Origin of the sequence: Burkholderia sp. Bp8994 (assembly GCF_003853805.1) — a bacterium.
GTDB lineage: Bacteria > Pseudomonadota > Gammaproteobacteria > Burkholderiales > Burkholderiaceae > Burkholderia.
The window spans coordinates 62991-88439 of sequence record NZ_QTQH01000015.1 but is presented as its reverse complement, the minus strand read 5'-3'; the positions used below and the strand labels follow the sequence as shown (position 1 = coordinate 88439).

Annotated in this window: 25 protein-coding genes; 2 read left to right on the top strand and 23 right to left on the bottom strand. The window is 67.7% G+C overall.

Going from position 1 to position 25449, the window contains the following annotated elements; all coding sequences use genetic code 11:
- Nucleotides 1-160 precede the first annotated feature (160 nt).
- The 19 genes from purF to DIE04_RS17925 form a co-directional block, all read right to left on the bottom strand.
- Nucleotides 161-1693, bottom strand: a complete 1533-nt coding sequence (purF, locus tag DIE04_RS18015) for an amidophosphoribosyltransferase (RefSeq protein WP_044843824.1) — start codon at nt 1691-1693, stop codon at nt 161-163.
- Nucleotides 1694-1744: 51 nt separating this feature from the next.
- Nucleotides 1745-2239 carry a CvpA family protein gene (locus DIE04_RS18010; protein ID WP_044843823.1) on the bottom strand — a complete coding sequence of 165 codons (495 nt, stop codon included), beginning with the start codon at nt 2237-2239 and terminating at the stop codon, nt 1745-1747.
- Between the two features lie 6 nt (nt 2240-2245).
- Nucleotides 2246-3088: an SPOR domain-containing protein gene (locus DIE04_RS18005; protein WP_124521346.1), complete on the bottom strand. Its 843-nt coding sequence runs from the start codon at nt 3086-3088 to the stop codon at nt 2246-2248.
- Nucleotides 3089-3117: 29 nt separating this feature from the next.
- Entirely contained in the window at nt 3118-4428 is a 1311-nt protein-coding gene (folC, locus tag DIE04_RS18000; protein WP_124521344.1) for a bifunctional tetrahydrofolate synthase/dihydrofolate synthase, read from the bottom strand.
- A 100-nt stretch (nt 4429-4528) separates the two neighbouring features.
- Complete coding sequence (gene accD / locus DIE04_RS17995; RefSeq protein ID WP_044843820.1) at nt 4529-5401, bottom strand: acetyl-CoA carboxylase, carboxyltransferase subunit beta; 873 nt, start codon at nt 5399-5401, stop codon at nt 4529-4531.
- Between the two features lie 64 nt (nt 5402-5465).
- Nucleotides 5466-6284 (bottom strand): tryptophan synthase subunit alpha, encoded by an 819-nt coding sequence (gene trpA, locus DIE04_RS17990; RefSeq protein ID WP_124521342.1) that lies wholly within the window; start codon nt 6282-6284, stop codon nt 5466-5468.
- A 41-nt stretch (nt 6285-6325) separates the two neighbouring features.
- Nucleotides 6326-7177 (bottom strand): site-specific DNA-methyltransferase, encoded by an 852-nt coding sequence (locus tag DIE04_RS17985; protein WP_124486388.1) that lies wholly within the window; start codon nt 7175-7177, stop codon nt 6326-6328.
- 9 nt (nt 7178-7186) lie between these two features.
- Nucleotides 7187-8380, bottom strand: coding sequence for a tryptophan synthase subunit beta (trpB, locus tag DIE04_RS17980; protein WP_044843817.1), 1194 nt, complete (start codon nt 8378-8380; stop codon nt 7187-7189).
- Nucleotides 8381-8435: 55 nt separating this feature from the next.
- Nucleotides 8436-9137, bottom strand: a complete 702-nt coding sequence (locus DIE04_RS17975) for a phosphoribosylanthranilate isomerase (RefSeq protein ID WP_124521511.1) — start codon at nt 9135-9137, stop codon at nt 8436-8438.
- Nucleotides 9134-9946, bottom strand: coding sequence for a tRNA pseudouridine(38-40) synthase TruA (gene truA / locus DIE04_RS17970; protein ID WP_185500371.1), 813 nt, complete (start codon nt 9944-9946; stop codon nt 9134-9136). The genes DIE04_RS17975 and truA overlap by 4 nt, the downstream gene beginning before the upstream one ends.
- On the bottom strand, nt 9946-12027 hold the full coding sequence (locus DIE04_RS17965; RefSeq protein ID WP_124521340.1) for a FimV/HubP family polar landmark protein: 2082 nt from the start codon (nt 12025-12027) through the stop codon (nt 9946-9948). Before DIE04_RS17965 ends, truA begins: the two co-directional genes overlap by 1 nt.
- A gap of 562 nt (nt 12028-12589) precedes the next feature.
- Nucleotides 12590-13711 (bottom strand): aspartate-semialdehyde dehydrogenase, encoded by a 1122-nt coding sequence (gene asd, locus DIE04_RS17960; protein ID WP_057923940.1) that lies wholly within the window; start codon nt 13709-13711, stop codon nt 12590-12592.
- 84 nt (nt 13712-13795) lie between these two features.
- Nucleotides 13796-13915 (bottom strand): hypothetical protein, encoded by a 120-nt coding sequence (locus tag DIE04_RS17955; protein WP_006756675.1) that lies wholly within the window; start codon nt 13913-13915, stop codon nt 13796-13798.
- A gap of 118 nt (nt 13916-14033) precedes the next feature.
- Nucleotides 14034-15101 carry a 3-isopropylmalate dehydrogenase gene (gene leuB / locus DIE04_RS17950; protein WP_124521338.1) on the bottom strand — a complete coding sequence of 356 codons (1068 nt, stop codon included), beginning with the start codon at nt 15099-15101 and terminating at the stop codon, nt 14034-14036.
- Between the two features lie 75 nt (nt 15102-15176).
- Nucleotides 15177-15827: a 3-isopropylmalate dehydratase small subunit gene (leuD, locus tag DIE04_RS17945; protein WP_044843811.1), complete on the bottom strand. Its 651-nt coding sequence runs from the start codon at nt 15825-15827 to the stop codon at nt 15177-15179.
- 65 nt (nt 15828-15892) lie between these two features.
- Nucleotides 15893-16039, bottom strand: a complete 147-nt coding sequence (locus DIE04_RS17940) for an entericidin A/B family lipoprotein (RefSeq protein ID WP_011658379.1) — start codon at nt 16037-16039, stop codon at nt 15893-15895.
- A 3-nt stretch (nt 16040-16042) separates the two neighbouring features.
- Nucleotides 16043-17452, bottom strand: coding sequence for a 3-isopropylmalate dehydratase large subunit (gene leuC, locus DIE04_RS17935; protein WP_044843810.1), 1410 nt, complete (start codon nt 17450-17452; stop codon nt 16043-16045).
- A 162-nt stretch (nt 17453-17614) separates the two neighbouring features.
- Entirely contained in the window at nt 17615-18373 is a 759-nt protein-coding gene (locus DIE04_RS17930; protein WP_124486495.1) for a Tat pathway signal protein, read from the bottom strand.
- 32 nt (nt 18374-18405) lie between these two features.
- Nucleotides 18406-19227 carry a hypothetical protein gene (locus tag DIE04_RS17925; RefSeq protein ID WP_124486392.1) on the bottom strand — a complete coding sequence of 274 codons (822 nt, stop codon included), beginning with the start codon at nt 19225-19227 and terminating at the stop codon, nt 18406-18408.
- Nucleotides 19228-19636: 409 nt separating this feature from the next.
- On the opposite strand from DIE04_RS17925, the gene DIE04_RS17920 reads away from it, so the two are divergent.
- Both DIE04_RS17920 and DIE04_RS17915 read left to right on the top strand, forming a co-directional pair.
- The gene (locus tag DIE04_RS17920; protein ID WP_124486393.1) at nt 19637-19969 is read left to right on the top strand and encodes a cupin domain-containing protein; all 333 of its coding nucleotides are present in this window, start codon (nt 19637-19639) and stop codon (nt 19967-19969) included.
- A gap of 128 nt (nt 19970-20097) precedes the next feature.
- The gene (locus tag DIE04_RS17915; RefSeq protein ID WP_124486394.1) at nt 20098-20823 is read left to right on the top strand and encodes a glutathione S-transferase; all 726 of its coding nucleotides are present in this window, start codon (nt 20098-20100) and stop codon (nt 20821-20823) included.
- A gap of 120 nt (nt 20824-20943) precedes the next feature.
- Here DIE04_RS17915 and DIE04_RS17910 read toward each other — a convergent pair whose 3' ends face one another.
- From DIE04_RS17910 to DIE04_RS17895, 4 genes are all read right to left on the bottom strand, one after another.
- Entirely contained in the window at nt 20944-22476 is a 1533-nt protein-coding gene (locus DIE04_RS17910) for an amino acid permease (protein WP_124486395.1), read from the bottom strand.
- A gap of 137 nt (nt 22477-22613) precedes the next feature.
- Complete coding sequence (locus DIE04_RS17905) at nt 22614-23078, bottom strand: Lrp/AsnC family transcriptional regulator (RefSeq protein WP_124486396.1); 465 nt, start codon at nt 23076-23078, stop codon at nt 22614-22616.
- Nucleotides 23079-23179: 101 nt separating this feature from the next.
- Nucleotides 23180-23938 (bottom strand): dimethylarginine dimethylaminohydrolase family protein, encoded by a 759-nt coding sequence (locus DIE04_RS17900; RefSeq protein WP_124486397.1) that lies wholly within the window; start codon nt 23936-23938, stop codon nt 23180-23182.
- 229 nt (nt 23939-24167) lie between these two features.
- Nucleotides 24168-25421 (bottom strand): DUF1479 domain-containing protein, encoded by a 1254-nt coding sequence (locus DIE04_RS17895; RefSeq protein WP_124486398.1) that lies wholly within the window; start codon nt 25419-25421, stop codon nt 24168-24170.
- Between the last annotated feature and the right edge of the window lie 28 nt (nt 25422-25449).

The window sequence follows — 25449 nt, the reverse complement described above, 5'->3', positions numbered from 1 at the left end:
GCATCAGCGGGCTTCGGTGCGGTACGACAGCGATCGACTCGGGCCGGCTGCCGCCGGCCTTCGCTTTAGCTGTTTTGGGAAGTCGCCCCGCGTCCGCAAGCTGAATCAAATCGACGCAAGGCCACATCCTATCACGCTTCATCCGAAGCGTGCGCCGGCATCACTCGACCGACAGTTGCAGGTTCATCTGCGAACGCGCGGTGTCGCCTGCCGTGTCGCGATCGGCCTGCGACGCCGGTGCGAGACGGGCGCGCTCGATCGCGTCGAGGTACTCGGGCGTCACGGCGCCGGTGATGTAGTTGCCGTCGAAGCACGACGCCTCGAAGCCCTCGAGCTTCGGGTTGATGTCGCGCACCGCGCGGCGCAGGTCGTCGACGTCCTGATAGATCAGGTGGTCGGCGCCGATGATCTTCGCGACTTCCTCGTCGGTGCGGCCGTGCGCAACCAGCTCGCCGCGCGTCGGCATGTCGATGCCGTACACGTTCGGGAACTTCACGGGCGGCGCCGCCGACGCGAAGATCACCGACTTCGCGCCCGCATCGCGCGCCATCTGCACGATTTCGTGCGAGGTCGTGCCGCGCACGATCGAGTCGTCGACGATCAGCACGTGCTTGTCCTTGAACTCGATGCTCATCGCATTGAGCTTCTGGCGCACCGACTTCTTGCGCACGGCCTGGCCCGGCATGATGAAGGTACGGCCGACGTAGCGGTTCTTGAAGAAGCCTTCGCGATACTCGACGCCGAGCTTCGCGGCGACCTGCATCGCAGCCGGACGCGACGAATCGGGAATCGGCATCACGACGTCGATCGGCACGTTCGGCAGCTCGCGCTTGATCTTCTCGGCGAGGTAGTCGCCCATGCGCAGGCGCACGTTGTAGACGGGCACGCCGTCGAGGCACGAATCCGGACGTGCAAGATACACGTATTCGAACATGCACGGATTCAGCGTCGGGTTCTCCGCGCACTGCTGGCTGTGGAAGTTGCCGGCCTTGTCGATGAAGATCGCTTCGCCCGGCTGCACGTCGCGCACGAATTCGAAGCCGATGCCTTCGACCGCCACCGACTCCGACGCGACCATCCATTCGGTGCCGTGTTCGGTCTCGAGCTTGCCGATGCAGAGCGGACGGATGCCGAACGGATCGCGGAACGCGACCAGGCCGTAGCCGGCGATCAGCGACACGATCGCGTACGAGCCCTGCAGGCGGCGATGCACGCCCTCGACCGCCTTGAACAGCGCGGCCGGATCGAGCTCGAGGCCGGTCGTCGACAGCTGCAGCTCGTGCGCGAACACGTTGAGCAGCACTTCGCTGTCGGAATTGGTGTTGATGTGCCGGCGGTCGATCCGGAACATCTCGTCCTTCAGCTGTTCCCAGTTCGTCAGGTTGCCGTTGTGCGCGAGGATGATCCCGAACGGCGCGTTCACGTAGAACGGCTGCGCCTCGGCTTCGCTCGACGCCGAACCGGCCGTCGGATAGCGGACCTGGCCGATGCCGAAGGTGCCGGGCAGGCTGCGCATGTTGCGCGTGCGGAACACGTCGCGCACCATGCCGTTAGCCTTGTACATGTGGAAATTGCTGCCGTCCGCCGTCGCGATGCCCGCTGCGTCCTGACCGCGATGCTGCAGCAGCAGCAGGCTGTCATAGATCAGCTGATTGACGGGGGCTTGGGAGATAACACCTACGATGCCGCACATGGCATGTCCTTCAAGATGACAAAATCGGTTCCGTCCTGCCCGGCCGCGTCGTCACACGCGTACATACTGGGCCATGCCGTCGGGCAGGAGCTGCTTCAGCTCGTGCACGCCCTGTTCGGCGAAAGGACGCAATAGCGCATTGCGCCAGAAATCCTGTTTGGGCAATTCGGTCAGCCCGGCCGCCGCGACCAGCAGCACCACCAGCACGCAGCCGCGGACGAGCCCGAACATCATGCCCAGCGAGCGATCGACCCCGCCGAGGCCCGTCGCCTGCGCGATCCGCGACAACAGCGCGTTCGCGACACCGGCGACGAACACGACGCCGATCACGATCAGCGCGAACGCGATCACCCACTGCGTCAGCGCGCCGCCCGGCCAGTTCGCCGGGATATACGGCACCACCAGTCCGACATAGCGGGCGGCGATCGCGATCGCCGCGATCCAGCCGATCAGCCCGAAAATCTCGGAGACGAAACCGCGCCACGCGCCACGCAGCGCAGACAACGCGATCACCGCCAATACAGCGTAGTCGAAAGCCGTCAGCATCGCACGTTACTGCGTGAGTCCGGCTTCGCGCACCTTCGCGATCGCGGCGGACGCCGCCGCGCGATCCGCAAACGGGCCGGCACGCAGCTGGCTAGCCGTGCTGCCGTCTGCCTGCTTGCGATGCTCGACATATGCGGGCACGCCCGCAGATTTCAACTTGGTGGCCCACGAACGAGCCGTTGCGTCGTCCTTGAACGAGCCGAGCTGCACCGCGAAGCGCGCACCGGCCGGCGAGGCCGGCGACGATGCGTCGCCGCTGTCGGCCGCGGCGTCGGCGTTCGCGACCGCCGCGGGCGCCGGCTTCGGCGCGGCCGGCTTCGGCGCAGGTGCGGCCGCGGCCGGCTTCGCAGCGGGCTTCGGCGGCGTCACGCTCGCCGTGGTCGTCGAGGGTTCGGGCTTCGCGGCCGGCTTGGCCGTGTCCTTCTCCGCGGGGGCCGGAACGGCCGCCACCGCGGCGTCGGAGGCCGGCGGCTCGTCGTGCGCGACGCCCGCCTGCACGTCGGACGCGTCGTCGTCACGCGGCGCGACCGCCTGATGTGCGGGCCGGTTCGGAATGTCGATCGCGATGTCGTCCGTCACCGGCTTCGGGTGCGAATCGAGCACCATCGGCAGCACGATCACCGCGGCGACGACGAGCGCGATCGCGCCGACGAGGCGCCGGCGGGCGCGTTGCTTTTCAGGAAGGGTCGGATCGAGGAGCAGCGCGTCCGATTCCGGACGCTCGGTGCGGCGCGTGCGCCGCTCGACGCGTTCAGTGCGCTCCGTGCGCACGTTCCGGGAGGCCCCGGTACGACCGCCGCGCCGCGGGGGCGCGTCGTCGTCTTTCTTGCCGAACGAGAAAATTCCCATGAATGGCTGAGTCCGAAACTGCCCTTCAGTCAGTGTTGCTGCGATTTCCGGTAGGCCATCACACCCGCCACCGTATGGAAACTGCCGAAAACCACGATTCTATCATTCTCGGATGCTCTTTTTAGTGCATCGCGAAACGCTTCGGCGGGCGACGCGTACCGCGTCACGCTCGAATCGGCCCCGTCCTCCACGCCGGCCTTGCGCAGCGCGGCTTCGAGCTGCTCCGCGCTCGCCGCGCGCGGCAGCGGCAGGTCGGTCACGCACCAGTGGTCGATCTCGCCCTTCAGGTGCCGCAGCACGCCGTCGATGTCCTTGTCGTGCATCGCACCGAACACCGCGTACGTGTATGGGAAGAAGCCCATGTTGCCCAGATTCTGCTCGAGCACGGCCGCCGCATGCGGGTTGTGCGCGACGTCCAGCACGATCGCCGGCTTGCCGGGCAGCACCTGGAAGCGCCCCGGCAGCTCGACGTTCGCGAGCCCGAGCCGGATGTCCTGCGCGGACACCGGCAGCACCGGGCGCAGCGCCTCGAGCGCGGCCAGCGCGGCCGATGCATTGATCAGCTGGTTCGCCCCGCGCAGCGCCGGGTAAGCGAGCGCCGGATAGCGCTTCTCGCGGCCGAGGTAGCTCCATTGCTGGCGCTCCGCGCCCGGCTGCGCTTCGTAGCGAAAATCGCGGCCGACCAGCCACAGGTCGGCGCCGATCGCGTCGGCATGCTCGACCAGCGTGTTCGGCACCGCGGGATCGCCACAGATCGCCGGCTTGCCCGCGCGGAAGATCCCCGCCTTCTCGAACGCGATCTTCTCGCGCGTGTCGCCGAGGTATTCGGTATGGTCGATGTCGATGCTCGTGACGATCGCGCAATCGGTATCGATGATGTTGACCGCATCGAGCCGGCCGCCGAGCCCGACTTCGAGGATCACCGCATCGAGCCCGCGCGACGCGAACAGGTGCAGGATCGCGAGCGTCGTGAATTCGAAGTACGTGAGCGACACCGGCTCCGGCAGCGACGTGCGCGCCGCTTCGACGGCTTCGAAGTGCGGCAGCAGCTCGGCGTCGCTGACCTGCTGGCCGTTCACGCGCGCTCGCTCGCCGAATTCGAGCAGGTGCGGCGACGTGTGGCAGCCGACCTTGTAGCCCGCGTGAACGAGGATCGCCTCGAGGAACGCGCAGGTCGAACCCTTGCCGTTCGTGCCGCCGACCGTGATCACGGGGCACGCGAATTCGAGCTGCAGCGCCGCCTTGACCTGCCCGATGCGGGTGAGGCCCATGTCGATGCCGACCGGGTGCGCGCGTTCGAGATGCGAAAGCCACGCGTCGAGAGTGGGAAAAGTGCTCATCGGATCAAATCTGAATCGGTACCGCCACTACGCCAAAAAACGAAACGCGCCGCCCGGCGGTTCAGCCGGGCGACGCGCGCAGTTCACAACGCCGCGCCAATCAGGCCAGCGCGTCGGCCGGCTGTCGCTGCAGCAGCGCGAGCAGTTGCGCGATCTCGTCGCGCATCTTGCGGCGGTCGACGATCATGTCGATCGCGCCCGTCTTCAGCAGGAATTCCGCGCGCTGGAAGCCTTCCGGCAGCTTTTCGCGAACCGTCTGCTCGATCACGCGCGGGCCGGCGAAGCCGATCAGCGCCTTCGGCTCGGCGATCACGACGTCGCCGAGGAACGCGAAGCTCGCCGACACGCCGCCCATCGTCGGGTCGGTCAGCACCGAAATGAACGGCAGCTTGGCTTCGGCCAGCTTGGTCAGCATCGCGGTGGTCTTGGCCATCTGCATCAGCGACAGCAGGCTTTCCTGCATCCGGGCGCCGCCCGAAGCGGTAAAGCAGATGAACGGCACCTGCTGCTCCAGCGCGTTCTGCGCGCCGCGCGCGAAGCGCTCGCCGACGACCGAGCCCATCGAGCCGCCCATGAACGAGAACTCGAAGCAGGCCGCGACGACGGGCAGCGTGTGGATCGCACCGCCCATCACGACCATCGCGTCGGTCTCGCCCGTCTCGTCCATCGCTTCCTTCAGACGATCGGGGTACTTGCGGCTGTCCTTGAACTTCAGCGAGTCGACCGGCACGATTTCCTGGCCGATTTCATAGCGGCCTTCCGGATCCAGCAGCCCGTCGAGGCGCTCGCGCGCGCCGATGCGCATGTGGTGATCGCACTTCGGGCACACGTGCAGGTTCGCGTCCACGTCGTTGCGGTACAGCACGGCCTCGCAGGACGGGCACTTGACCCACAGGCCCTCCGGAATGCCCTTGCGGCTTTTCGGGTCGGTCTGCTTGATCTTCGGCGGCAACAGTTTGTCGAGCCAGCTCATCGTATGGTTTCCTGTTCCGTGGCGGGGCGGGCCGACCGGCCCGTTCCCGCTTCCTGTGTTGTGTTTATCGCGCCGTGTTGCCGGCGCCGTCCAGGGCGGCGCGCAGCTCGGCGATGAAAGTCTTCAGCGCGGCGGCGGCGCCCTCCGGCGCGGTGCTCTCGAGCAGCTGCACCAGGCGGCTGCCGATCACGACGGCGTCCGACACTTCGGCCACCGCGCGCGCCGTTTCGGCGTCGCGGATGCCGAAGCCGACGCCCACCGGAACCGGCACGCGCGACTTGATGGCCGGGATTTTACCCGCAATGCTCGAAACATCCAGATTTCCGGCGCCGGTCACGCCCTTGAGCGACACGTAGTACACGTAGCCGCTCGCGATCTTGCCCACGTCTGCGATGCGTTCGTCGGTCGACGTCGGCGCGAGCAGGAAGATCGGATCGATCTGCGCGGCACGCATTTTCTCGGCGAACACGCCCGCTTCCTCGGGCGGATAGTCGACGACGAGCACGCCGTCGACGCCCGCCGCCTGCGCTTCGGCCGCGAACGCGTCGACGCCCATCCGCTCGATCGGGTTCGCATAGCCCATCAGCACGACGGGGGTTTTCTGGTCGGTCTCGCGGAAGCGCTTCACGTCGGCGAGCACGCTCTTCAGCGTGACGCCGCGCGCGAGCGCGCGTTCCGACGAGCGCTGGATCACGGGGCCGTCGGCCATCGGGTCCGAGAACGGCACGCCGAGCTCGATCACGTCGGCGCCGCCTTCGGCGAGCGCGTGCATGAATTCGACGGTCTTCGCGGGATCGGGGTCGCCGGCCGTGATGAACGGGATCAGGCCCTTGCGGCCTTGTTCGGCGAGTGCGGCGAAGGTCTGCTGGATACGGGAGGACATGGCAATTTTCCTTGATGCGATCGGCGACTCGGCGGCGCGACTCACGCGCACGCCGGCGCGACGAGCGCGCTCACGCGCTCATGCGCGATCGCGCAATAACTTTCGTTGATCTCGTAGCCGACGAAGTCGCGCCCCTGCCGTGCGCAGGCCACCGCGGTCGTGCCGCTGCCCATGAACGGATCGAGCACGCGGCCGCCCGGCGGGCAGCTTGCGAGCACCATCCGCTCGATGATTTCCAGCGGCTTCTGGGTCGGATGATCGACGCGCTCCGCGTGCTGCCGATGCAGGCGCGAGACCGACCAGACGTCCTTCGGGTTGTAGCCCATCTCCAGCCACTTGCTGCCTTCGAACAGCTTGCGCGAGCGGGCCTTCTTCGTGTCGGCGTCGTACGGGATGCGGACCGGATCGAGATCGAAGTAATACGCTTTGGAAACCGCGAAAAAGCCGATGTTGTCGTGCACCGACGTGAAACGGCGCGTCGTGCCGCCCATGCTCGGCACGCGCCGGTCCCAGATGATCTCGTTGACCATCGTGAGCTTCGTCTTCAGGAAGCTGAAGATTTCCGGCGCGTACTGCCACGTGCAGAAGATGTACATCGACCCGCTCGGCTTGAGCTTCGGAATCGCGAGCTCGAGCCACTCGCGCGTCCACGCGAGGAAATCGTCGCCCGAACGCTTGTCCGAGTCGTTGCCGTAGTCCTTGCCGAGCCCGTACGGCGGATCGGCGACGATCAGGTCGATCGACGCATCCGGCAGGCGCGCGGCTTCGGTCATGAAATCGCGGTTGTGCAGCTCGATCCCGGACGGTCGTGCGCGCGGCACGGCGACGGCAGGCTGCACCGCCTCCGCTTCGCTCGCGGCGCCGCCGCCCGGTTGTTCGATCAGGTCACGCATCGGTCGGGGTCAGAGCGCGATGCCCGATCGCTCGGCGACCGTGTGCATGTCCTTGTCGCCGCGGCCCGACAGGTTGACGAGCAGGATCTTGTCCTTCGGCAACGTCGGCGCGAGCTTCACGCCGTACGCGATCGCGTGGCTCGACTCGAGCGCGGGGATGATCCCCTCGATCCGGCAGCAGTCGTGGAACGCCTTCAGCGCCTCGTCGTCGGTGATCGGCACGTACTGCGCGCGGCCGCTGTCCTTCAGCCATGCGTGCTCGGGGCCGACGCCCGGATAGTCGAGGCCGGCCGACACCGAATGCGTCTCGATGATCTGGCCGTTGTCGTCCTGCAGCAGGTACGTGCGGTTGCCGTGCAGCACGCCGGGGCTGCCGGCGATCAGCGACGCCGCGTGACGGCCGGTGTCGAGGCCGTCGCCGGCCGCTTCGACGCCGATCAGCTGCACGGAAGCATCGTCGATGTACGGATAGAAGATGCCCATCGCGTTCGAGCCGCCGCCGACGCACGCAATCACCGCGTCCGGCTGCCGGCCGGCGAGTTCCGGCATCTGCACCTTGCACTCGTCGCCGATCACGCGCTGGAAGTCGCGCACCATCGCCGGATACGGGTGCGGGCCCGCGACCGTGCCGATGATGTAGAACGTGCTTTCGATGTTCGTGACCCAATCGCGCATCGCTTCGTTCAGCGCGTCCTTCAGCGTGCGCGAACCCGATTCGACCGGCACGACCGTCGCGCCGAGCAGCTTCATCCGGTAGACGTTCGCGGCCTGGCGGCGCACGTCCTCGGCGCCCATGTAGACGATGCACTCCATGCCGAAGCGCGCGCAGATCGTCGCCGTCGCGACGCCGTGCTGGCCGGCGCCGGTCTCGGCGATCACGCGCTTCTTGCCCATCCGCTTCGCGAGCAGCGCCTGGCCGATCACGTTGTTGATCTTGTGCGCGCCGGTGTGGTTCAGGTCCTCGCGCTTCAGGTAGATCTGCGCGCCGCCGAGCGTCTCGCTCCAGCGCTGCGCGTGATAGATCGGCGACGGACGGCCGACGAAGTACTTCAGTTCGCGCTCGTACTCGGCGACGAAATCGGGGTCGTTCCGGAATTTTTCATACGCCGTGCGCAGTTCGTCCAGCGCGTGAATCAGCGTTTCGGCGACGAACACGCCGCCATACGGGCCGAAGTGGCCGCGATCATCAGGAAGGTTGTACATGGTGTCACTCTCGATCGGTCGGTGCGCCCCGCTGTCGGGGCCGCACCTTCTTGCATCACCCGGCGTCCGCTTCGCGCACCGCGCGTACGAACGCCGCCATCCGGGCGTGATCCTTCACGCCCTTCGCGCCCTCCACTTCGATGCCACTCGAGACATCGACAGCAAACGGACGCAACTGGCGAATCGCATCACCGACGTTTTGCGCGCTCAAGCCACCACTCAAAACGGCCCGATGCGCGAGCTCTGCGGGAATAAGAGACCAATCGAAGACCTTGCCGCTACCACCGTAGTCCGGCACCAAGGTGTCGAACAGGAAGCCGCGCGCTTTCGAATAATGAAGAGCCGATTCTACCAAATCGGCCGGCTGCGTCGAGGGGCCGACGCGCACCGCGCGCAACCACGGCAGGCGCGCCGCGCGGCCGAGGGCGTCGCACTGCTCGGGCGTCTCGTCGCCGTGCAATTGCAGCATCGTGAGCGGCACGTCGCGCACGACCGCCTCGATCTCCGCTTCGGTCGCGTTCACGAACAGCCCGACCACCGACACGAACGGCGGCGCGAGGCTCGCGAGTTCAGCCGCCAGCGCGATCGACACCGCGCGCGGGCTCTTCGGATAGAACACGAGGCCGATCGCGTCGGCGCCGAGCGCGGCGGCATGCAGCACGTCCTCGGGGCGCGACAGGCCGCACAGCTTGATGCGCGTGCGCGGCGCGAGGCCGGCCGCGGCAGAGATCGAAGAAGACACGGCGTGATCCGTCATGGTTGTGGGTCCAGATCGGCCCAGACGCTGCTCCACGGCACGCTGCCGAGCTGCGCGGGCGGGACGGCGAATTCCGCCGGGTAGCCGACATGGGCGAGGTACAGCCCGTCGGCCATGAACGTGGGCGCCGCGAGATTGCGATCGCGCCCGGCCAGCACGTCGGCGAGCCAGTCGGCCGGATAGCGGCCGCGCCCCACCGCGACGAGGCAGCCCATCAGGTTGCGCACCATGTGGTGCAGGAACGCGTTCGCGCGGAAGCGGAAATGAATGAAGTGGCCCGCGCGCCGCACGTCGATCTGGTACAGGTGTTTGACCGGCGTCTTCGACTGGCATTCCGACGACCGGAACGACGAGAAGTCGTGCTCGCCGATCAGATGCGCGGCGGCCGCGCGCATCGCGTCGTCGTCGAGCGGCGTGTGGATCCAGCCCGCGCGGCCGGCCAGCATCGGCGAGCGCACGGGATGCACGTACAGCGCGTAGTAGTACGTGCGTTCGAACGCCGAGAAACGCGCGTGGAACGCGTCCGGCATCGGCTTCGCCCACTGCACGGACACGGTCGGCGGCAGAAATGCGTTGGTGCCGCGCACCCACGAGAAATCCGCGCGATCGAGCTCCGTATCGAAATGCACGACCTGTCCGAGCCCGTGCACGCCCGTGTCGGTCCGCCCCGCGACCGTCGTGTGCAGCGGCACGCATGCGAACGCGCCGAGTGCGCGCTCGAGCGCATCCTGCACGGTCTTGCCGTGCGGCTGCGCCTGCCAGCCGCAGAAAGCGGCGCCGTCGTACTGAATCCCGAGCGCGATCCGCATCACGCCTCTTCCGCGAGTTTCGCGAGCAGCGCACGCGCATCGTCGCGCGTGGCGGCGTCGTTCGCGTCGACCACTTCCTGCAGCAGCGTGCGCGCGCCAGACAGATCGCCCAGTTGCACGTACTCCGACGCGAGATCCAGCTTGTTGCGGGCGATGCGGGCGAGTTCCTCCGGCGTCAGCGCGGGCAGCACGGCACCCGGCGCGGACGGCAGGTCGAGATCGAAATCCAGCTTCAGCGCGCCGAACTGCGCGACGCCGAGCGGCGGCAGCGACGACGGCGCGGCGGCACCGCCCGGGTGAGAGGCAGGCGTTGCCGCGTCCGGATCCCAGTCGAACTCGTCGTCGTGGTCGGCCGGATGTTGCGGGGACGGATCGGTCGCGCCAACTGGCGGGTGCGCGGCGGATTGACCGTTAGTTGCGATTTGCCCGCCTTCGGCTTGCCCTTCCCGTGCGGACGGCTCATCGGCCGTACGCGGCGGCAGCGGCATGTCGAGGCTGTTGAGCGCGCTGATCGCGTTCTGCATCAGCGCTGCGTGCTGCGCGTCGTTCGTCGCGGGTGCTGCGGCGGGCGTGACGAGCGGCTCGTCCGCGGCCGGTTCCGCGACAGGCTTCTCGTCGTGCGGGGCCGGCGTTGCTTCGCTGTCGGGTGCGATGCGCGCGGACGATGCTTCCGCCTGAACGTCGTGCGGCTTCGCCGTTTCCGACGGCGACGGGATTTCGGGTTCGTGCGTCTCGAACGTCTCCGCCGCTGCGGCCGCGGCCGTGACTAGACTCAGATCGGCGGCCGCGTCGCGGGCCAACGGCGTCTCGGGGAGAATCGGCTGCACTGGCTCGGTGGATGCGACCGGCGACGACGATGCACCGCCGTCGGCAACAGCCGTCCCGCCGGATGCCGGTGCGGTTTCGTCGGTCGGCCGCGCTTTCCGGCGCTTGCGCCACGCAAAACCGGCCGCCAGCACGACCACGGCGGCGCCGGCCGCTGCGGCCGGACGCCAGTCGATCTGTTCCGAACCGCGTGCAGGCGCGGCGGTCGCCGCCGGCACGGCCGGCTGCACCGCACTCGCGGCCACGCCGGACGACGCTTCGCTCGCAGCCGACGACGACGCGGCAGCTGACGCCGCCGCATCATTCGCGCCGTTCGCGCCGTTCGTGCCGTTCGTGCCGTTCGTGCCGTTCGTGCCGTTCGTGCCGTTCGTGCCGTTCGCAGCGGGACGCGGCGCAGCGGGCGCCGGCGCCGGTGCAACGTTGTTCGTGGCGGCCGGCTTCCCGATCCCGTGCTTCTGCAGTTCCATCAGCACGCGGTTCTTCAGCGCGAGCAATTGCTGCAGGCTCGACGGCCGCGGCTGCGACGCACCCGCGACGGGCGCTGCTGCAGACGGTTCGTGCATCCCTTGAGCCGCACCGCCCGGTCCGGCCTGCGTCACGGCCTCGCTGGCGGACGACGGTGCGGACTGGATCGCGCCGTTCCACACGTGCGGCCCGCTTGCGCCGGCCGCAGCCGCTGGCGACTGGACGGATTCGACCGTCGACGCGCCGTGCGCGGCGGACGCGCCGCTCGAAGCCGACGCGCCTGCCGCTGCCCCGGCTGCAACCGTGACGCTCGCCCCGCTGACCGGCGCCGTATGCGCGGCCGATACGGCCGGCGCGGTTTGCACGGCCGACCCAGGATGCGGCGCCGACGCGCCATGCTGCGCGACCGCCGCCGTGCCCGACGCAGCAGCCGGCACGAGCGCCGCGCCGGTCGCATCGAGCGCCGGCACCGTCAGCGTCGCGCCGACTTTCAGGCGGCTCGGGTCGTGCTTCATGAACGCCTGCGGATTGGCGTCGAACAGCGCGCGGCCGGCGCGCGCGAGCACGCCCGGATCGTGCGATTGCGTCGCGGCTTTCGCGAGGTCGTTCAACGATTGGCCCGGCTGGACCGTCACGTTGAGCGGCGCGGCACCGCCGGCGGCAGACGCCGGCAGCTCGCCGGAACCGGCCGCCCAGGCCGAAGCGGCCGCGCCGAGCGCCAGGATCGCCAGCGCGCCACGCACGGCGCGCGCCAGACGGGACTGACGCGGAAACAAGGAAATTCGGGACATCGTAGGCTCTATCGCCGCGCGCGGGCGCGGCTCGGATTCGCGTAGGGAAGCGTCAATAAAGTCGCCGCAGAAATGCAAAAGCGTCGCGCAGAACGCGACGCTTTGGGCGGCTCTGCGCGTCGTAACCGCATAGTTTACTTCACACGATCGCGTTCCGGCCGAATTCGTCGCCTGCGGATGCGGCCGTCCGCGCCTGCGCCGCGACCTTACGGCCGACCGCGTCGGGCCGTCGGTGCGCGAATCGCGCGAAGGCATCGCCGATCCGGGCACAGAATCGCACGCGCCGGTTTTGTCAAAAGAGGATCATCAATCGATGAAAAACCGGACGACGGCATCGGGTTCCGGAACGAATTCGGCCCCTCCTTGTACTTCGCGTCGCATCGATTCCTCGTGCCAAAGGATGGCGATGCAGGAAAAGCCCCGGCCGCGCGAGCGGTTCGGGACTTCCGCGCAATGGGCGGTCCGCACAAGACCTGACGCCGGACAAAAAAACGCCTGCCGCCCCGCGAAGGGCTGGCAGGCGTTTCGCGTCACGCGCGCACCGCGCGCGGCGCGGCCCGACTTACTTGTCGAGCAGGATGCGCAGCATGCGGCGCAGCGGCTCGGCCGCGCCCCACAGCAGCTGGTCGCCGACCGTGAACGCCGACAGGTATTCGCCACCCATCGCGAGCTTGCGCAGGCGACCGACCGGCACCGTCAGCGTGCCGGTGATCTTCGCCGGCGACAGGTCGCGCATCGACGCTTCGCGCTCGTTCGGCACGACCTTCACCCAGTCGTTCGCCGACGCGAGGATGCCGTTGATTTCGTCGAGCGGGACGTCCTTCTTCAGCTTGATCGTCAGCGCCTGCGAGTGGCAGCGCATCGCGCCGATCCGCACGCACAGGCCGTCGACCGGGATCGAGCCCGGCTCGCCCATGGCCGGCTTGCCGAGGATCTTGTTGGTTTCCGCGCCGCCCTTCCACTCTTCCTTCGACATCCCGTTGCCGAGATCCTTGTCGATCCACGGGATCAGCGAGCCGGCGAGCGGCACGCCGAAGTGGCTCGTCGGCATCGCGTCGCTGTTCATCGTCGCGAGCACGCGGCGGTCGATGTCGAGAATCGCGGAAGCCGGATCGGCGAGTTGCTCCTGCACCGAACCGTGCAGCGTGCCCATCTGCGACAGCAGTTCACGCATGTTCTGCGCGCCCGCGCCCGATGCGGCCTGGTAGGTCATCGCCGTCATCCAGTCGACGAGGTTCTCGCGGAACAGGCCGCCGAGCGCCATCAGCATCAGGCTGACCGTACAGTTGCCGCCGACGAAGTTCTTCGTGCCCTTGACGAGCGCGTCCTTGATCACGTCGAGGTTGACCGGATCAAGGATGATGACCGCGTCGTCGTTCATCCGCAGCGACGAGGCCGCATCGATCCAGTAGCCGTTCCAGCCGGCCGCGCGCAGCTTCGGGAACACGTCGTTCGTGTAGTCGCCGCCCTGGCACGTGATGATCACGTCGCACTTCTTCAGCTCGTCGACGTTGGTCGCGTCCTTGAGCGTAGTCTCGTTTTTCGCGAACGACGGCGCCTTGCCGCCCGTGTTGCTGGTGCTGAAAAACACCGGTTCGATCAGGTCGAAATCACCTTCTTCCTGCATGCGCTGCATCAGCACGCTGCCGACCATGCCGCGCCAACCTACGAGACCTACGTTCATGACTAACCCTTTGCTTGAATGGAGCTTCCCCGCCATTTCCGTCCCCGCGTGACCGCGCGGGGAAACAGGCGGGCACGACGGCGATCAGCGTTTAATGATCGTTTTCGTGGTAATGGTTTTCGTGATGACGATGGCGCGCGCACCCGCACGGGCAGTGTTGCCGTGGAGTTTCAGGACCGGGGAGATCAGGGAAATCAGCGCCATCGTTCGAGTCTACACAAAGCCGGTTGCCCGCACAACGGCCAACCGCGCGCGAACCGGCCGATTTCGCGGCCCGTTCGCGCCCTTTTCTATCTTGACTGCCTGTTGCCTTGCCGCGCGCTTACAGCGCGGCGACCACCGCGTCGCCCATCGCCGCCGTGCCGACCTGCTGGCAGCCCGGCGTCGCGATGTCGCCGGTGCGGTAGCCTTGTTCGAGCACCGTTTTCACGGCGCGCTCGATGCGATCGGCCTGCTCCGCGCGATTCAGCGAATAGCGCAGCAGCATCGCGGCCGACAGGATCGTCGCCAGCGGATTCGCGATGCCCTTGCCCGCGATGTCCGGCGCCGAACCGTGCGACGGCTCGTACAGACCCTTGTTGTTCTTGTCGAGCGACGCCGACGGCAGCATGCCGATCGAGCCCGTCAGCATCGACGCTTCATCCGACAGGATGTCGCCGAACATGTTGCCGGTCACGATCACGTCGAACTGCTTCGGCGCCTTCGCGAGCTGCATCGCCGCGTTGTCGACGTACATGTGCGACAGCTCGACGTCCGCGTATTCCTTCGACACGTCGATCATGACGTCGCGCCAGAACTGCGACGTCTCCAGCACGTTCGACTTGTCGACCGACAGCAGCTTCTTCGCGCGCTTTTGCGCGGCCTGGAACGCGACGTGTGCGATGCGGCGCACTTCCGGTTCCGAGTAGCGCATCGTGTCGAAGCCTTCGCGCGCGCCGGCGAACGGGCCGTCCGGTGCCGCGCGCACGCCGCGCGGCTGGCCGAAGTAGATGTCGCCGTTCAGTTCGCGCACGATCAGGATGTCGAGGCCCGCGACCAGTTCCGGCTTCAGCGGCGACGCATCGACGAGCTGCGGATAGCAGATCGCCGGACGGAAGTTCGCGAACAGCTCGAGATGCTTGCGCAGCCCGAGGATCGCCTGCTCGGGGCGCAGCGCGCGCTCGAGCGAGTCGTACTTCCAGTCGCCGACCGAGCCGAACAGGATCGCGTCGGCTTCCTTCGCGAGTTTCAGCGTCGCGTCCGGCAACGGATGACCGCTCGCCTCGTAGCCCGCGCCGCCAACCGGCGCCCGCTCGAGCTCGAACTTTTCGTCGAGGGCGTTCAGCACCTTGACCGCTTCGTTGACGATTTCCGGACCGATGCCGTCGCCGGGCAGCACTGCAATCTTCATGCGTTATTCCTGACTGGATAGGTATGGGTGGCAGGTCGGCGAGCGCGCGTCATGCGCGCCCGCCCGGAGGCAATCTCAGCCGACCAGCTTGTTGTTGAGCCACGGCTGCTTCGCGAGCCGCTCGGCTTCGAACTGGCGGATCTTGTCCGCGTGACGCAGCGTCAGGCCGATGTCGTCGAAACCGTTCAGCAGGCAGTACTTGCGGAACGCGGTGATGTCGAACGCATACTCGCGGCCGTCGCCCGTGCGCACGACCTGCGCATCGAGGTCGATCGTCAGCTGATAGCCGTTGAACGCATACGTGTCGTTGAACAGGTGATCGACCTGCTGCTCGGTCAGCACGATCGGCAACAGCCCGTTCTTGTAGCAGTTGTTGAAGAAGATGTCGGCGAAGCTCGGCGCGATGATCGCGCGGAAGCCGTACTGCTGCAGCGCCCACGGCGCGTGCTCGCGCGAGCTGCCGCAGCCGAAGTTCTTGCGTGCCAGCAGCACCGATGCGCCCTGGTAGCGCGGCTGATTCAGCACGAAGTCCGGGTTCAGCGGGCGCTTCGAGTTGTCCTGGCCCGGCTCGCCGTGGTCGAGGTAACGCCATTCGTCGAACGCGTTCGGACCGAAGCCCGTGCGCTTGATCGACTTCAGGAACTGCTTCGGGATGATCGCGTCGGTGTCGACGTTCTCGCGATCGAGCGGCGCCACGACGCCGGTATGTACAGTGAATTTTTCCATGATCCGTCTATCCGGTTGGAGGGCCGGCATTCAGCCGGCGCACATCGACAAATTCTCGGTGGGCGTCAGTCCGCGGCGCGCTGCAGCGCATTGCCGGCGGCGTTGACGTCCTGGCCGAAGCCTCGGACGGTATTGCAGCCCGCGAGGCCGAAGCCCAGCCCCGCGAGCGCCAGCGCGGCCACCAGCCGCGCGATGAGCTTCGATGCCGTCACGCGTTACCCCAGCTGGCGAATGTCGACGAAATGGCCTTCGATCGCCGCCGCCGCCGCCATCGCGGGGCTCACGAGGTGCGTGCGACCGCCCGCGCCTTGCCGGCCTTCGAAGTTGCGGTTCGACGTCGACGCGCAGCGCTCGCCCGGCTCGAGCCGGTCGGCGTTCATCGCGAGGCACATCGAGCAGCCCGGCTCGCGCCATTCGAAGCCCGCGTCGGTGAACACCTTGTCGAGCCCTTCGCGCTCGGCCTGCGCCTTCACGAGGCCCGAGCCCGGCACGACCATCGCGAGCCGCACGTTCGACGCAATGCGGCGGTTCAGCTTCTTCACGACGTAGGCGGCTGCGCGGATATCTTCGATGCGCGCGTTCGTGCACGAACCGATGAAGATCTTGTCGACCTTGATCGACTCGATCGGCGTGTTCGGCTCGAGCGCCATGTAGGCCAGCGCGCGCTCCATCGCGTCGCGCTTGACCGGATCCTTCTCGCGCTCGGGGTCCGGCACGCGACCGTCGATCGACGTGACCATTTCCGGCGACGTGCCCCACGTGACCTGCGGGACGATCTCGGCCGCGTTCAGCTCGACGACGCGGTCGAACTGCGCGCCTTCGTCGGACTTGAATTCGCGCCAGTACTCGACGGCCTGGTTCCATTCCGCGCCAGTCGGCACGAACGGACGACCCTTCAGGTAGTCGATCGTCGTGTCGTCGACGGCGACCATGCCCGCGCGCGCGCCGGCTTCGATCGCCATGTTGCAGACGGTCATCCGGCCTTCCATCGTCAGCGCGCGGATCGTCGAGCCGCCGAATTCGATCGCGTAGCCCGTGCCGCCGGCCGTGCCGATCTTGCCGATGATCGCGAGCACGATGTCCTTCGCGGTACAGCCGCGCGGCAGCGTGCCCTCGACCTTCACGAGCATGTTCTTGCTCTTTTTCTGCAGCAAGGTTTGCGTCGCGAGCACGTGCTCGACTTCCGACGTGCCGATGCCGTGCGCGAGCGCGCCGAACGCGCCGTGCGTCGACGTGTGCGAGTCGCCGCAGACGATCGTCATGCCCGGCAGCGTCGCGCCCTGCTCCGGCCCGATGATGTGCACGATGCCCTGACGCACGTCGTTCATCTTGAACTGCGTGATGCCGAACGCATCGCAGTTCGCGTCGAGCGTGTCGACCTGCAGCTTCGAGACCGGATCGGCGATGCCGTGGCTTCGATCCGTGGTCGGGACGTTGTGGTCCGACACGGCCAGGTTCGCGCTGATGCGCCACACCGGGCGGTGCGCGACGTTCAGCCCTTCGAACGCCTGCGGGCTCGTGACTTCGTGCAGCAGCTGACGGTCGATGTAGAGCAATGCCGTGCCGTCGTCCTCGGTGTGGACGACGTGGGTATTCCACAGTTTGTCGTAGAGAGTCTGTGCCATGGGTATGCGGGGTCGTTGTGACTACAAGCCTTGCGGATGCGGTCGATTATGCCACGCAGAACGCGCCGCGGCGCGGGCGCGGCGCGAAAAAACCCATTAAAAACAGTGGTTTGGCTGGTAGTGTCAATACCTGTATCGGCATTACCAGCCAAACGGGGAACGTCAGCCGTTCGGGTATTCGCGGTTGATCAGCGCGAGCCGCAGCATGCCGAGCTGCACGCCCGCGCTGCTCAGCAGGTAGAGATCGCGACGCCGCAATGCAGGCAATTGCGCGGCGCTGTCGTAGAACACCGGCAGCGTCAGCCCGGCCGGTACCGCGGCCTGCATTCCCGCAGCGCTCGACACGCGCACGGCGAGCGACGCCTGATCCCGATGCGTGACGATGCCGACCTTGCCGAGCGCCGCGGCCGAGCCGGCCTGTCGGACGATCGCGGCGACGACGCCGTCGGGGGTCGGGATCGGGCTGCCGGCGGCCGGCGCCCGCGTCGCGATCGACGTCACGCCGGCCGTCAGTCCGTACTTCGACGCGAGCACGCTCGCGACTTCCTGCTGCGCGTAAATCGGCGCCGCGGCCTTTTGCCGAAGCTGGAACACCGCATCGGCGATCGCCGCGTTCACCGGGCCCGGGACGGGCGCGGCACCGGACGCGCCCGCGCGGCTGCCGAAGCCGAACGCGGCGATCGTGTTGATGGCGGCCGCATCGACGCCCGGCGGCGTCCATGAGAACGACGTGTCGAGCAGGTAGCCGGTCTCGTCGGCCGCGGTCGCGCGATCGTTCAGTTCGTCGGTCAGCTTGCCGAGCATCTGGCGCTGGAGTTCCGCATCGGACACGGGAGCACCGCTCGCGCGCGCGGGCGCGACGGCGGCGCACGATGCAGCGAGCAGCGAAGAGGAAGCGAGGAAATGGCGGCGGGTCGTCATGGTCATGAGATTCGAGTGGAGAACGGCAGACGTCAGCCCTTCGGAAACGCCTGCATCGTCGCGGCGATCGCGCGGCTCAGCATCTGCGCATACATGTCGTGCACGAGGTAGAGGCTGCGGTTGCGCGTCCACGGCTGGCCCGATTGCGGGTCGTACACGGTCGGGAGCGGCACCTCGGCGACGGCGGCCGCCTTCATGCCGGCCTGCTGCGAGGTCTGGATGCAGCGCTTCGCATGGTCGCGATGGCCGACCACCGCGACGGTGCCCATCGCAGCCGCGCCGCCCGCACGCGTAACCGCCTCGGCCGCGACGCCGGCCGTGCTCAGGTACACGATCGTGCCGTCGCTCGCGATCACCGACTCGACCGACGACAGCACGTCGGCGCCCATCCCGTATTTCGACACGAGAAAGCGCGCGATTTCCCACTGCGCGTAGACCTTGACCGGCTTCAGCTGGCGGATGCGGTACACGGCGTCCGCGAGCGCTTCATTGACGGGCCCCGGATCGGGCAGCGCGGACTGGTTGCCGCCCGTGCTCGACGTGTTGCCGCTCACGGCGTTCGGGCGATTGCCGAAGCTGTACGCGACGATCGCGCCGATCTGCGCGGCCGGCACCATCGGCAGGTCCCAGGTGAAGCCGACATCGGTCAGCGCGGGCAGGATCGCGTCGACCGTCGCCGCATCGCCGAGCTGCGCGTTCAGCTTCGCGGACATCTGCGCGGCCAGCGCCGCATCGGTGAGCGGCGCCGATGCGACGTCGTCGCCACCGCATGCGCTCAACAGCGGCACCGCTGCGATACCGGGTGCGGCGGCAAGGAATTTTCTGCGTGAAGCAGTCGATGCATTCGAATTCATAAGAAATGCGAAACAATGCGAATCGCATGCGGCGGCATGGCGCGGCGGTGCAATTCGCGGGGTCAGGGGAAATGGCAATCTGGCGAATCGCGGAGATCCGCGACGGGCGGCAGCGTCGAAGCGTGAAACGCAGCACGACGCTCCGTCGATTGACGATGCGCGATCGTAGTGCGCGTTTATTAAATTGCGGTGAAGCTGTCGCACACATGCCGACGATCGCCGCGCCGTTTCACCGGCGGACCGATTCGTTTCATCGGTGGTGAGATCGTGGTGCCGCCGTTTCATCGATGGCGCGCGACGCGATTCGCAGGCAGGGTCGCGCACCGCCGGCCGAGCTCCGGATTTCGCGCTACGATGGTGCAATCCGCATGCCCTCGTTCCCACGATCCGTAACCCGGAGCCCACGACGATGAAGCTCGGCATCAACGAATCGCTCGCCCGCCTCGACGATGAAGGCACGCTGTTCACCACGCTGTTTCGACACGGCACGCTCGACATCGAGCTGTACCGGCCGCGCGGCGAGGATCTGCAGACGCCGCACACGCGCGACGAGGTCTACGTGATCGCCGCCGGCACGTCGCGGTTCATCGTGGACGGGCGCGAATGCGGCGTCGCGACGGGCGACGTGCTGTTCGTCCCCGCATTCGCGTCGCACCGCTTCGTCGGCTTCTCCGACGACTTCTCGACCTGGGTGTTCTTCTACGGCCCGGAAGGCGGCGAGCGCGACGAGCGCGATGCGTGATGCGCGGCAAGCACCGCACTTCCCGCACGATCTCCTAGACTGTCTATTCGCAACGGGCGGCGCGCGCCGCCCTTCCCGCCATCACGATGCTGGCATCGCCCGACGCATCGACCGGACAGGAGCATTGCATGCGATACGAACTCTATTACTGGCCCGAAATCCAGGGCCGCGGCGAGTACGTGCGGCTCGCGCTCGAAGCGGCCGAGGCCGACTACGTCGACGTCGCGCGCGAATCGGGGCGCGGCATGGGCGTGTCGGCGATGATGCGGCTGATGGACAGCACGAAGGCCGAATGCGTGCCGTTCGCGCCGCCGTTCCTGAAGGCCGGCGACATGGTCGTCGGGCAGGCCGCGAACATCCTGCTGTTTCTCGGCGCGCGGCTGGGGCTCGCGCCCGACGACGAAGCCGGCCGGCTGTGGGTGCATCAGCTTCAGTTGACCGTCGCCGATTTCGTCACCGAGATCCACGACACGCATCACCCGATCGGCAGCGGCCTTTACTACGAGGACCAGAAGGCCGAAGCCGCCGAGCGCGCGGCCGATTTCCTCGAACATCGGCTGCCGAAATTCCTCGGCTACTTCGATCGCGTGCTCGCGCAGAATCCGCACAAAGGCGGGCACATCGCCGGCAGCGCGCTCAGTTACGCGGATCTGTCGATCTTCCAGCTGATCGAAGGCCTGCGCTACGCGTTCCCGAAGGCGATGAAGCGCGAGGAACGCAAGGTCGCGGGGCTCGTCGGGCTGCACGACCGCGTCGCGGCGCATCCGCCCGTCGCGCGCTATCTCGAGTCGGAGCGCCGCATCCCGTTCAACGACATGGGGATCTTCCGGCACTACCCGGAGCTGGACAAGTAGCGGCGCCACGCCTCCCGCGCGGGTGGATTTCATGAAGGCGCAGCGGCAGCACGCCTGCTTCACCGGAGCCGGCCGCGTTGCGCGAGCCGGCCCCGTCGCCGCGCATGCGCCGCGTCACGCTCAGTGCGGCTGCCCGTGCTGCGCGACCGCCGCATCGACGGCCTCGACCGAGCGCGTGAGCCACGGCCCGATCTCCATCTCCTCGTAGCGCACGAGCCGGCTCTTGCGCACGCGGCGATACGCCCACCAGATCGCGACGAACAGCGGGATCCACACATAGATCGACAGCACTTCCATCCAGTCGACGCGGGCGGCGAAGAACGCCTGGTAATCCTGCCCGAGCGAGATCACGATGCAGATCGCGATCGCGAACAGCGGCCCGAACGGGAACCACTTCGCGCGATACGGCAGCTGCTCGAGCCGGTAGCCTTGTTTCAGAAAGCCCTTGCGGAACCGGTAGTGGCAAACGGCGATGCCGAGCCACGCGATGAAGCCGGTGATGCCGACCGTATTGAGCAGCCACAGATAGATGCTCTGGTTGTTGGTCAACGACGTGAGGAAGCACAGCCCGCCCACCGCCATCGTCGCGTACAGCGCGTTGCGCGGCACGCCGCCCGGCGACAGCGTCGCGAACATCGCGGGCGCACGGCCTTCCGCCGCGAGGTTGTACAGCATCCGCGTGGCCGCATACGTGCCCGAGTTGCCGGCCGACAGCACGGCCGTCAGGATCACGAGGTTCATCGCGCCCGCGGCGAGCGGAAAGCCCGCATGGCTGAACACGAGCGTGAACGGGCTCACGCCGATATCGGTCACGTCGCTCTTGAGCAGGTTCGGATCGGTGTACGGCACCAGCAGGCCGATCACGAAGATCGCGAGCACGTAGAACAGCATGATGCGCCAGAAGATCTGCTTCACCGCGCGCGGGATCGTCTTGCGCGGGTTTTCCGACTCGCCCGCCGTGATCCCGACCAGCTCGGTGCCGAGGAACGAGAAGCCCGCGATCAGCGCGACGCTCATCATCGCGTGCACGCCGCCGACGAACGGCGCGTCGCCGGTCCTGAAGTTGCGCCAGCCGACCGGCTGCCCGTTGCCGAGCAGGCCGACCGCGATCAGCAAGCCCGCCGCGATGAACGCGATCACGGTGACGACCTTGATCAGCGAGAACCAGTATTCGGATTCCCCGAAACCGCGCACGGACAGCGTGTTCAGCAGGAAGATCAGCACCAGGAACCCGGCGCCCCACCACACGCCCGGCACCGCCGGAAACCAGTAGCGCATCACGATCTGCGCGGCGACCAGCTCGATCGCGATCGTCACGGCCCAGCTGTACCAGTAGGTCCAGCCGAGCGCGACGCCGAAGCCTTCGTCGACGTACTTCTCGCCGTAGATCGCGAACGAGCCCGACACCGGCATCAGCGCGGCCATCTCGCCGAGCCCGGTGACGACGAAGTAGACCATCAGCCCGATCGCGATATACGCGGCGATCGCCCCGCCCGGCCCCGCCTGCGCGACCGACGCGCCCGACGCGACGAACAACCCCGTGCCGATCGAGCCGCCGATCGCGATCATCGCGATGTGGCGGCTCTGCAGCCGGCGCTTGAGCGCCGTTCCGGACGGCGCGGCCGTCTGCGCTGCCGCTTGCAAAGCATCCATAGTGTTCACCCTGTTGGATTCGGGCCGCTCGAATTGATTCGGAATACCAATCGATCGGCCCGGTTATCCGCGTCAAAAAATGGTCCTGCCGCCGGGTCGCGCGTCCGATGCCGGCGGCCCGGACGCGCACGGCCGCGTCAGACGACGCTGCGCTTGATCGCCTGCAGCTCGGCCGTCGTCACGATCTTCTCGATCCGGAACCGCGGGCTTTCCAGCCACGCGTTCGCGATCCGCCGGTATTCGTCGAGATCCTCGCACGCGAGCCGCACGAGAAAATCGAACGTGCCGCTGACGAGCCAGCAATCGAGCACGGCCGGATTGGCCCGCATCTCGTCCTCGAACGGCGCCTGCGAACGCCCGTGGTCGGCCAGCACGATCTGCGCGATCACGACGATCGGCTTGGTCGCGCGCGGCGCGTTGATCACCGCGCGGTAGCCTTCGATCACGCCGAGCGCCTCGAGCCGCTCCACGCGTGCCTGGCAGGGCCGCGGCGTGAGGTTCACGAGCTCGGACAGCTTCCGGTAGGAAATCCGCCCGTCGGTACGCAGGATGTCGAGGATCCGGAGATCGATCTTGTCGAGCTGCATCTTCTTGTCGGTCATCCGCGTTCGCTCCGGTCGGGTCGTGGCTGGTGCGCGGAGCGTCTCCTCCGGTTCCGCGCGGGGGCCACATTATCCGGCCGAAGCGGCCGCGCGCCAATCGGCTAGAACCGCAGCGACAGGCAGGTCAGGCCGCCGTCCATCTTGCGGAACTCGCTCGTGTCGATCACGTGCAGCGGCATCCCGAGCGACTGAATCGCGTCGTGCACGCGCGGATAGCCGGCCGGCGTGATCAGCGTGCCGTTCACGCGCAGCGTGTTGCCGGCGTATTCGTCGGCGGCCGAGATCGCGATGCGGCGATAGTCGGCGAACGCCGGATGCGCGGCCAGCGCCTCGGTCACGAGCAGCGTGTCGTCGCCGAGCGCGTTGACGACCGATTTCAGATGCAGCCCCGCGCCGACCGGCACCGCGACGACCGAATAGCCGTAGCGGGCCACCAGCGACTCGAATGCGGCGATGCCCTCGGCATCGGTGCGGCCCGTCAGGCCGATGTAGAAGCGCTTGCCGACCTGCATCACGTCGCCGCCGTCGAGACGGCCTTCCTGCATCGGCAGCAGGTCGCGATGCGCGCCGAGCGCCGCTTCGATGTGCACCGTCTCGCCGCGCCGCGCGGGTGCGCCGGGACGCGTGATCACCGCGAATTCGGGCGTGACGACGGCGACGTCCTCGACGAAGTGCGAATCGGGAAACGCGTCCAGCGGCGGCAGCTCGGTCAGCTCGACGCCGAGCCCGCGCAGCGCGTCGCAGTACGCGTGGAACTGCGTGAGCGTCTTGTCGTAGTCGGGCGCGCCGAGCGCGGCGGTGGTGAGACCCGCGCCGCAGGACGGCGCGGGACGGCGAACGATCGCTTGCGTGAATTGCATCGACTCCTCCATGGTCACGCTGCCCCCGTGCGGCGCACGGGGCAGCTGCGTTGTGTCCGGACCATTATCGGAAGTCAAATTGCGCAATTCGCGTCGAATTCGGGCGCGCCCGCAGCCGATCGCGTCGAATTGCAGGCGGGATGCAGCGGATTCGGCAGACGGCCGCCGGGCGCGGCGCAAACGGCCGTTCCGCGCGGTGCGGATGCGGCCGATGCATGCGGCGCGTCCGTCATGCGCTGACGGGCGCGAACCCCATTTGCGCACGGCCCAGCGGCGTGAGATCGCCCTCGCCGCCGCGTCCGTCGAAGTCGACCTCGAAATGATCGGCCGGGAAATCCGGCGGGCTGTCGCCGCGCAGGAATGCGAGCCGCTGGCGCTGCAGGTACGCGTCGTTCTTCGCGCACCCGGGCGCGGCCGCGATGTACATCACGTTGCTGTCGCCGCTGCCGCGATGCGCATCCTCGACCGCATGCACGACGTCGCCGTGCCAGAACACCGCGTCGCCCGCCTCCATGTGCGGGATCGGCACCAGCGCGTCGAGCAGCAGCGCGTGCCATTCGGGCAGGATCGACAGCGCGCGGCCCGGACGCGCGCCGCACAGGTCGTCGTCGGCGACGTCGTCCTGCAGTGCGCGCAGCACGACATACGCCATCGCGTTCGCGACCGGAATCAGCTGCAGGGTGCCGTCGCCAGGCCCCTGCGGCGTCAGCGCGGTCCAGCCCTGGAACGTGCGGAACATCGAGCACACGGCCGGCGATGGAATCTCCTCGACGTCGGGGCGGAACGCCGCGTCGAACGGATCGTAAGCGCGCCAGCGGCCGGCCAGCACGTGACGATAGACCTGCCGGAAATTCGCGCCGAGCCAGCGCTCGACAGAGCCGCCGTCGACATGCGGCGACAGCCCGAGCGACGTCGAACCCGGCGGCCGGCGGCGGATCCGGTCGGCGTAGGCCGGCACCTGGTCCGGGTCGAAATGCCTGCGCGCGCCGTCGGCATGACGCCACAGGCTGTTCAGGAACACGCGCGCCTGCGTGAGGGCCGGCGACTGCCGCGCGGCCACCTGCGGCTTCGACCAGTAGACGCCGTAGATCTGCGGCTTGCCCGATGCGAGATTGCCGAAGTAGCGGTCCTCGGCGCGTGCATGCAGCCGCTCGGCGAAGCGGTTCGCATCCAGATAGGCGCCGATCTCGTCGTTCCAGTCGCGCGCCTGCTGCGCGTCGAATACGCCGCGGATCACCGCGGCGCCGTGCGTGCGGATCGCGGCGATCGCCTGCGGATCGACGGTGCCGTTCGCGATATCCGCGAATCGCAATACCGGGATCACGTCGCGGCCGTGCGCGTGCGCGCGACGGATCGCGTCGACCTGCCGCGCGATATCGCCCTCCAGTTCGCGGAACGTGGCCGCGTAACCGGGCAGATCGGCGCGCAGCGCCCTTTTCGCCGTGCGGATCGCAACCGGCAGATCGTCAATCGTCAGGTGCATCGTCGTCTCCTCGCTGAATCGTGTGGTG

Coding starts and splice junctions, on each gene's coding strand:
- trpB (WP_044843817.1), bottom strand. CDS start 8,380: ATGTACAACCTTCCTGATGATCGCGGCCACTTCGGCCCGTATGGCGGC.
- DIE04_RS17920 (WP_124486393.1), top strand. CDS start 19,637: ATGAAGCTCGGCATCAACGAATCGCTCGCCCGCCTCGACGATGAAGGC.
- DIE04_RS17985 (WP_124486388.1), bottom strand. CDS start 7,177: ATGCGTGACCTGATCGAACAACCGGGCGGCGGCGCCGCGAGCGAAGCG.
- DIE04_RS18005 (WP_124521346.1), bottom strand. CDS start 3,088: ATGGGAATTTTCTCGTTCGGCAAGAAAGACGACGACGCGCCCCCGCGG.
- leuC (WP_044843810.1), bottom strand. CDS start 17,452: ATGGCACAGACTCTCTACGACAAACTGTGGAATACCCACGTCGTCCAC.
- DIE04_RS18010 (WP_044843823.1), bottom strand. CDS start 2,239: ATGCTGACGGCTTTCGACTACGCTGTATTGGCGGTGATCGCGTTGTCT.
- leuD (WP_044843811.1), bottom strand. CDS start 15,827: ATGGAAAAATTCACTGTACATACCGGCGTCGTGGCGCCGCTCGATCGC.
- asd (WP_057923940.1), bottom strand. CDS start 13,711: ATGAACGTAGGTCTCGTAGGTTGGCGCGGCATGGTCGGCAGCGTGCTG.
- DIE04_RS17930 (WP_124486495.1), bottom strand. CDS start 18,373: ATGACGACCCGCCGCCATTTCCTCGCTTCCTCTTCGCTGCTCGCTGCA.
- DIE04_RS17915 (WP_124486394.1), top strand. CDS start 20,098: ATGCGATACGAACTCTATTACTGGCCCGAAATCCAGGGCCGCGGCGAG.
- purF (WP_044843824.1), bottom strand. CDS start 1,693: ATGTGCGGCATCGTAGGTGTTATCTCCCAAGCCCCCGTCAATCAGCTG.
- DIE04_RS17955 (WP_006756675.1), bottom strand. CDS start 13,915: ATGGCGCTGATTTCCCTGATCTCCCCGGTCCTGAAACTCCACGGCAAC.
- folC (WP_124521344.1), bottom strand. CDS start 4,428: ATGAGCACTTTTCCCACTCTCGACGCGTGGCTTTCGCATCTCGAACGC.
- DIE04_RS17910 (WP_124486395.1), bottom strand. CDS start 22,476: ATGGATGCTTTGCAAGCGGCAGCGCAGACGGCCGCGCCGTCCGGAACG.
- DIE04_RS17895 (WP_124486398.1), bottom strand. CDS start 25,421: ATGCACCTGACGATTGACGATCTGCCGGTTGCGATCCGCACGGCGAAA.
- DIE04_RS17975 (WP_124521511.1), bottom strand. CDS start 9,137: ATGACGGATCACGCCGTGTCTTCTTCGATCTCTGCCGCGGCCGGCCTC.
- truA (WP_185500371.1), bottom strand. CDS start 9,946: ATGCGGATCGCGCTCGGGATTCAGTACGACGGCGCCGCTTTCTGCGGC.
- trpA (WP_124521342.1), bottom strand. CDS start 6,284: ATGTCCTCCCGTATCCAGCAGACCTTCGCCGCACTCGCCGAACAAGGC.
- DIE04_RS17900 (WP_124486397.1), bottom strand. CDS start 23,938: ATGCAATTCACGCAAGCGATCGTTCGCCGTCCCGCGCCGTCCTGCGGC.
- accD (WP_044843820.1), bottom strand. CDS start 5,401: ATGAGCTGGCTCGACAAACTGTTGCCGCCGAAGATCAAGCAGACCGAC.
- leuB (WP_124521338.1), bottom strand. CDS start 15,101: ATGAAGATTGCAGTGCTGCCCGGCGACGGCATCGGTCCGGAAATCGTC.
- DIE04_RS17965 (WP_124521340.1), bottom strand. CDS start 12,027: ATGTCCCGAATTTCCTTGTTTCCGCGTCAGTCCCGTCTGGCGCGCGCC.
- DIE04_RS17925 (WP_124486392.1), bottom strand. CDS start 19,227: ATGAATTCGAATGCATCGACTGCTTCACGCAGAAAATTCCTTGCCGCC.
- DIE04_RS17905 (WP_124486396.1), bottom strand. CDS start 23,078: ATGACCGACAAGAAGATGCAGCTCGACAAGATCGATCTCCGGATCCTC.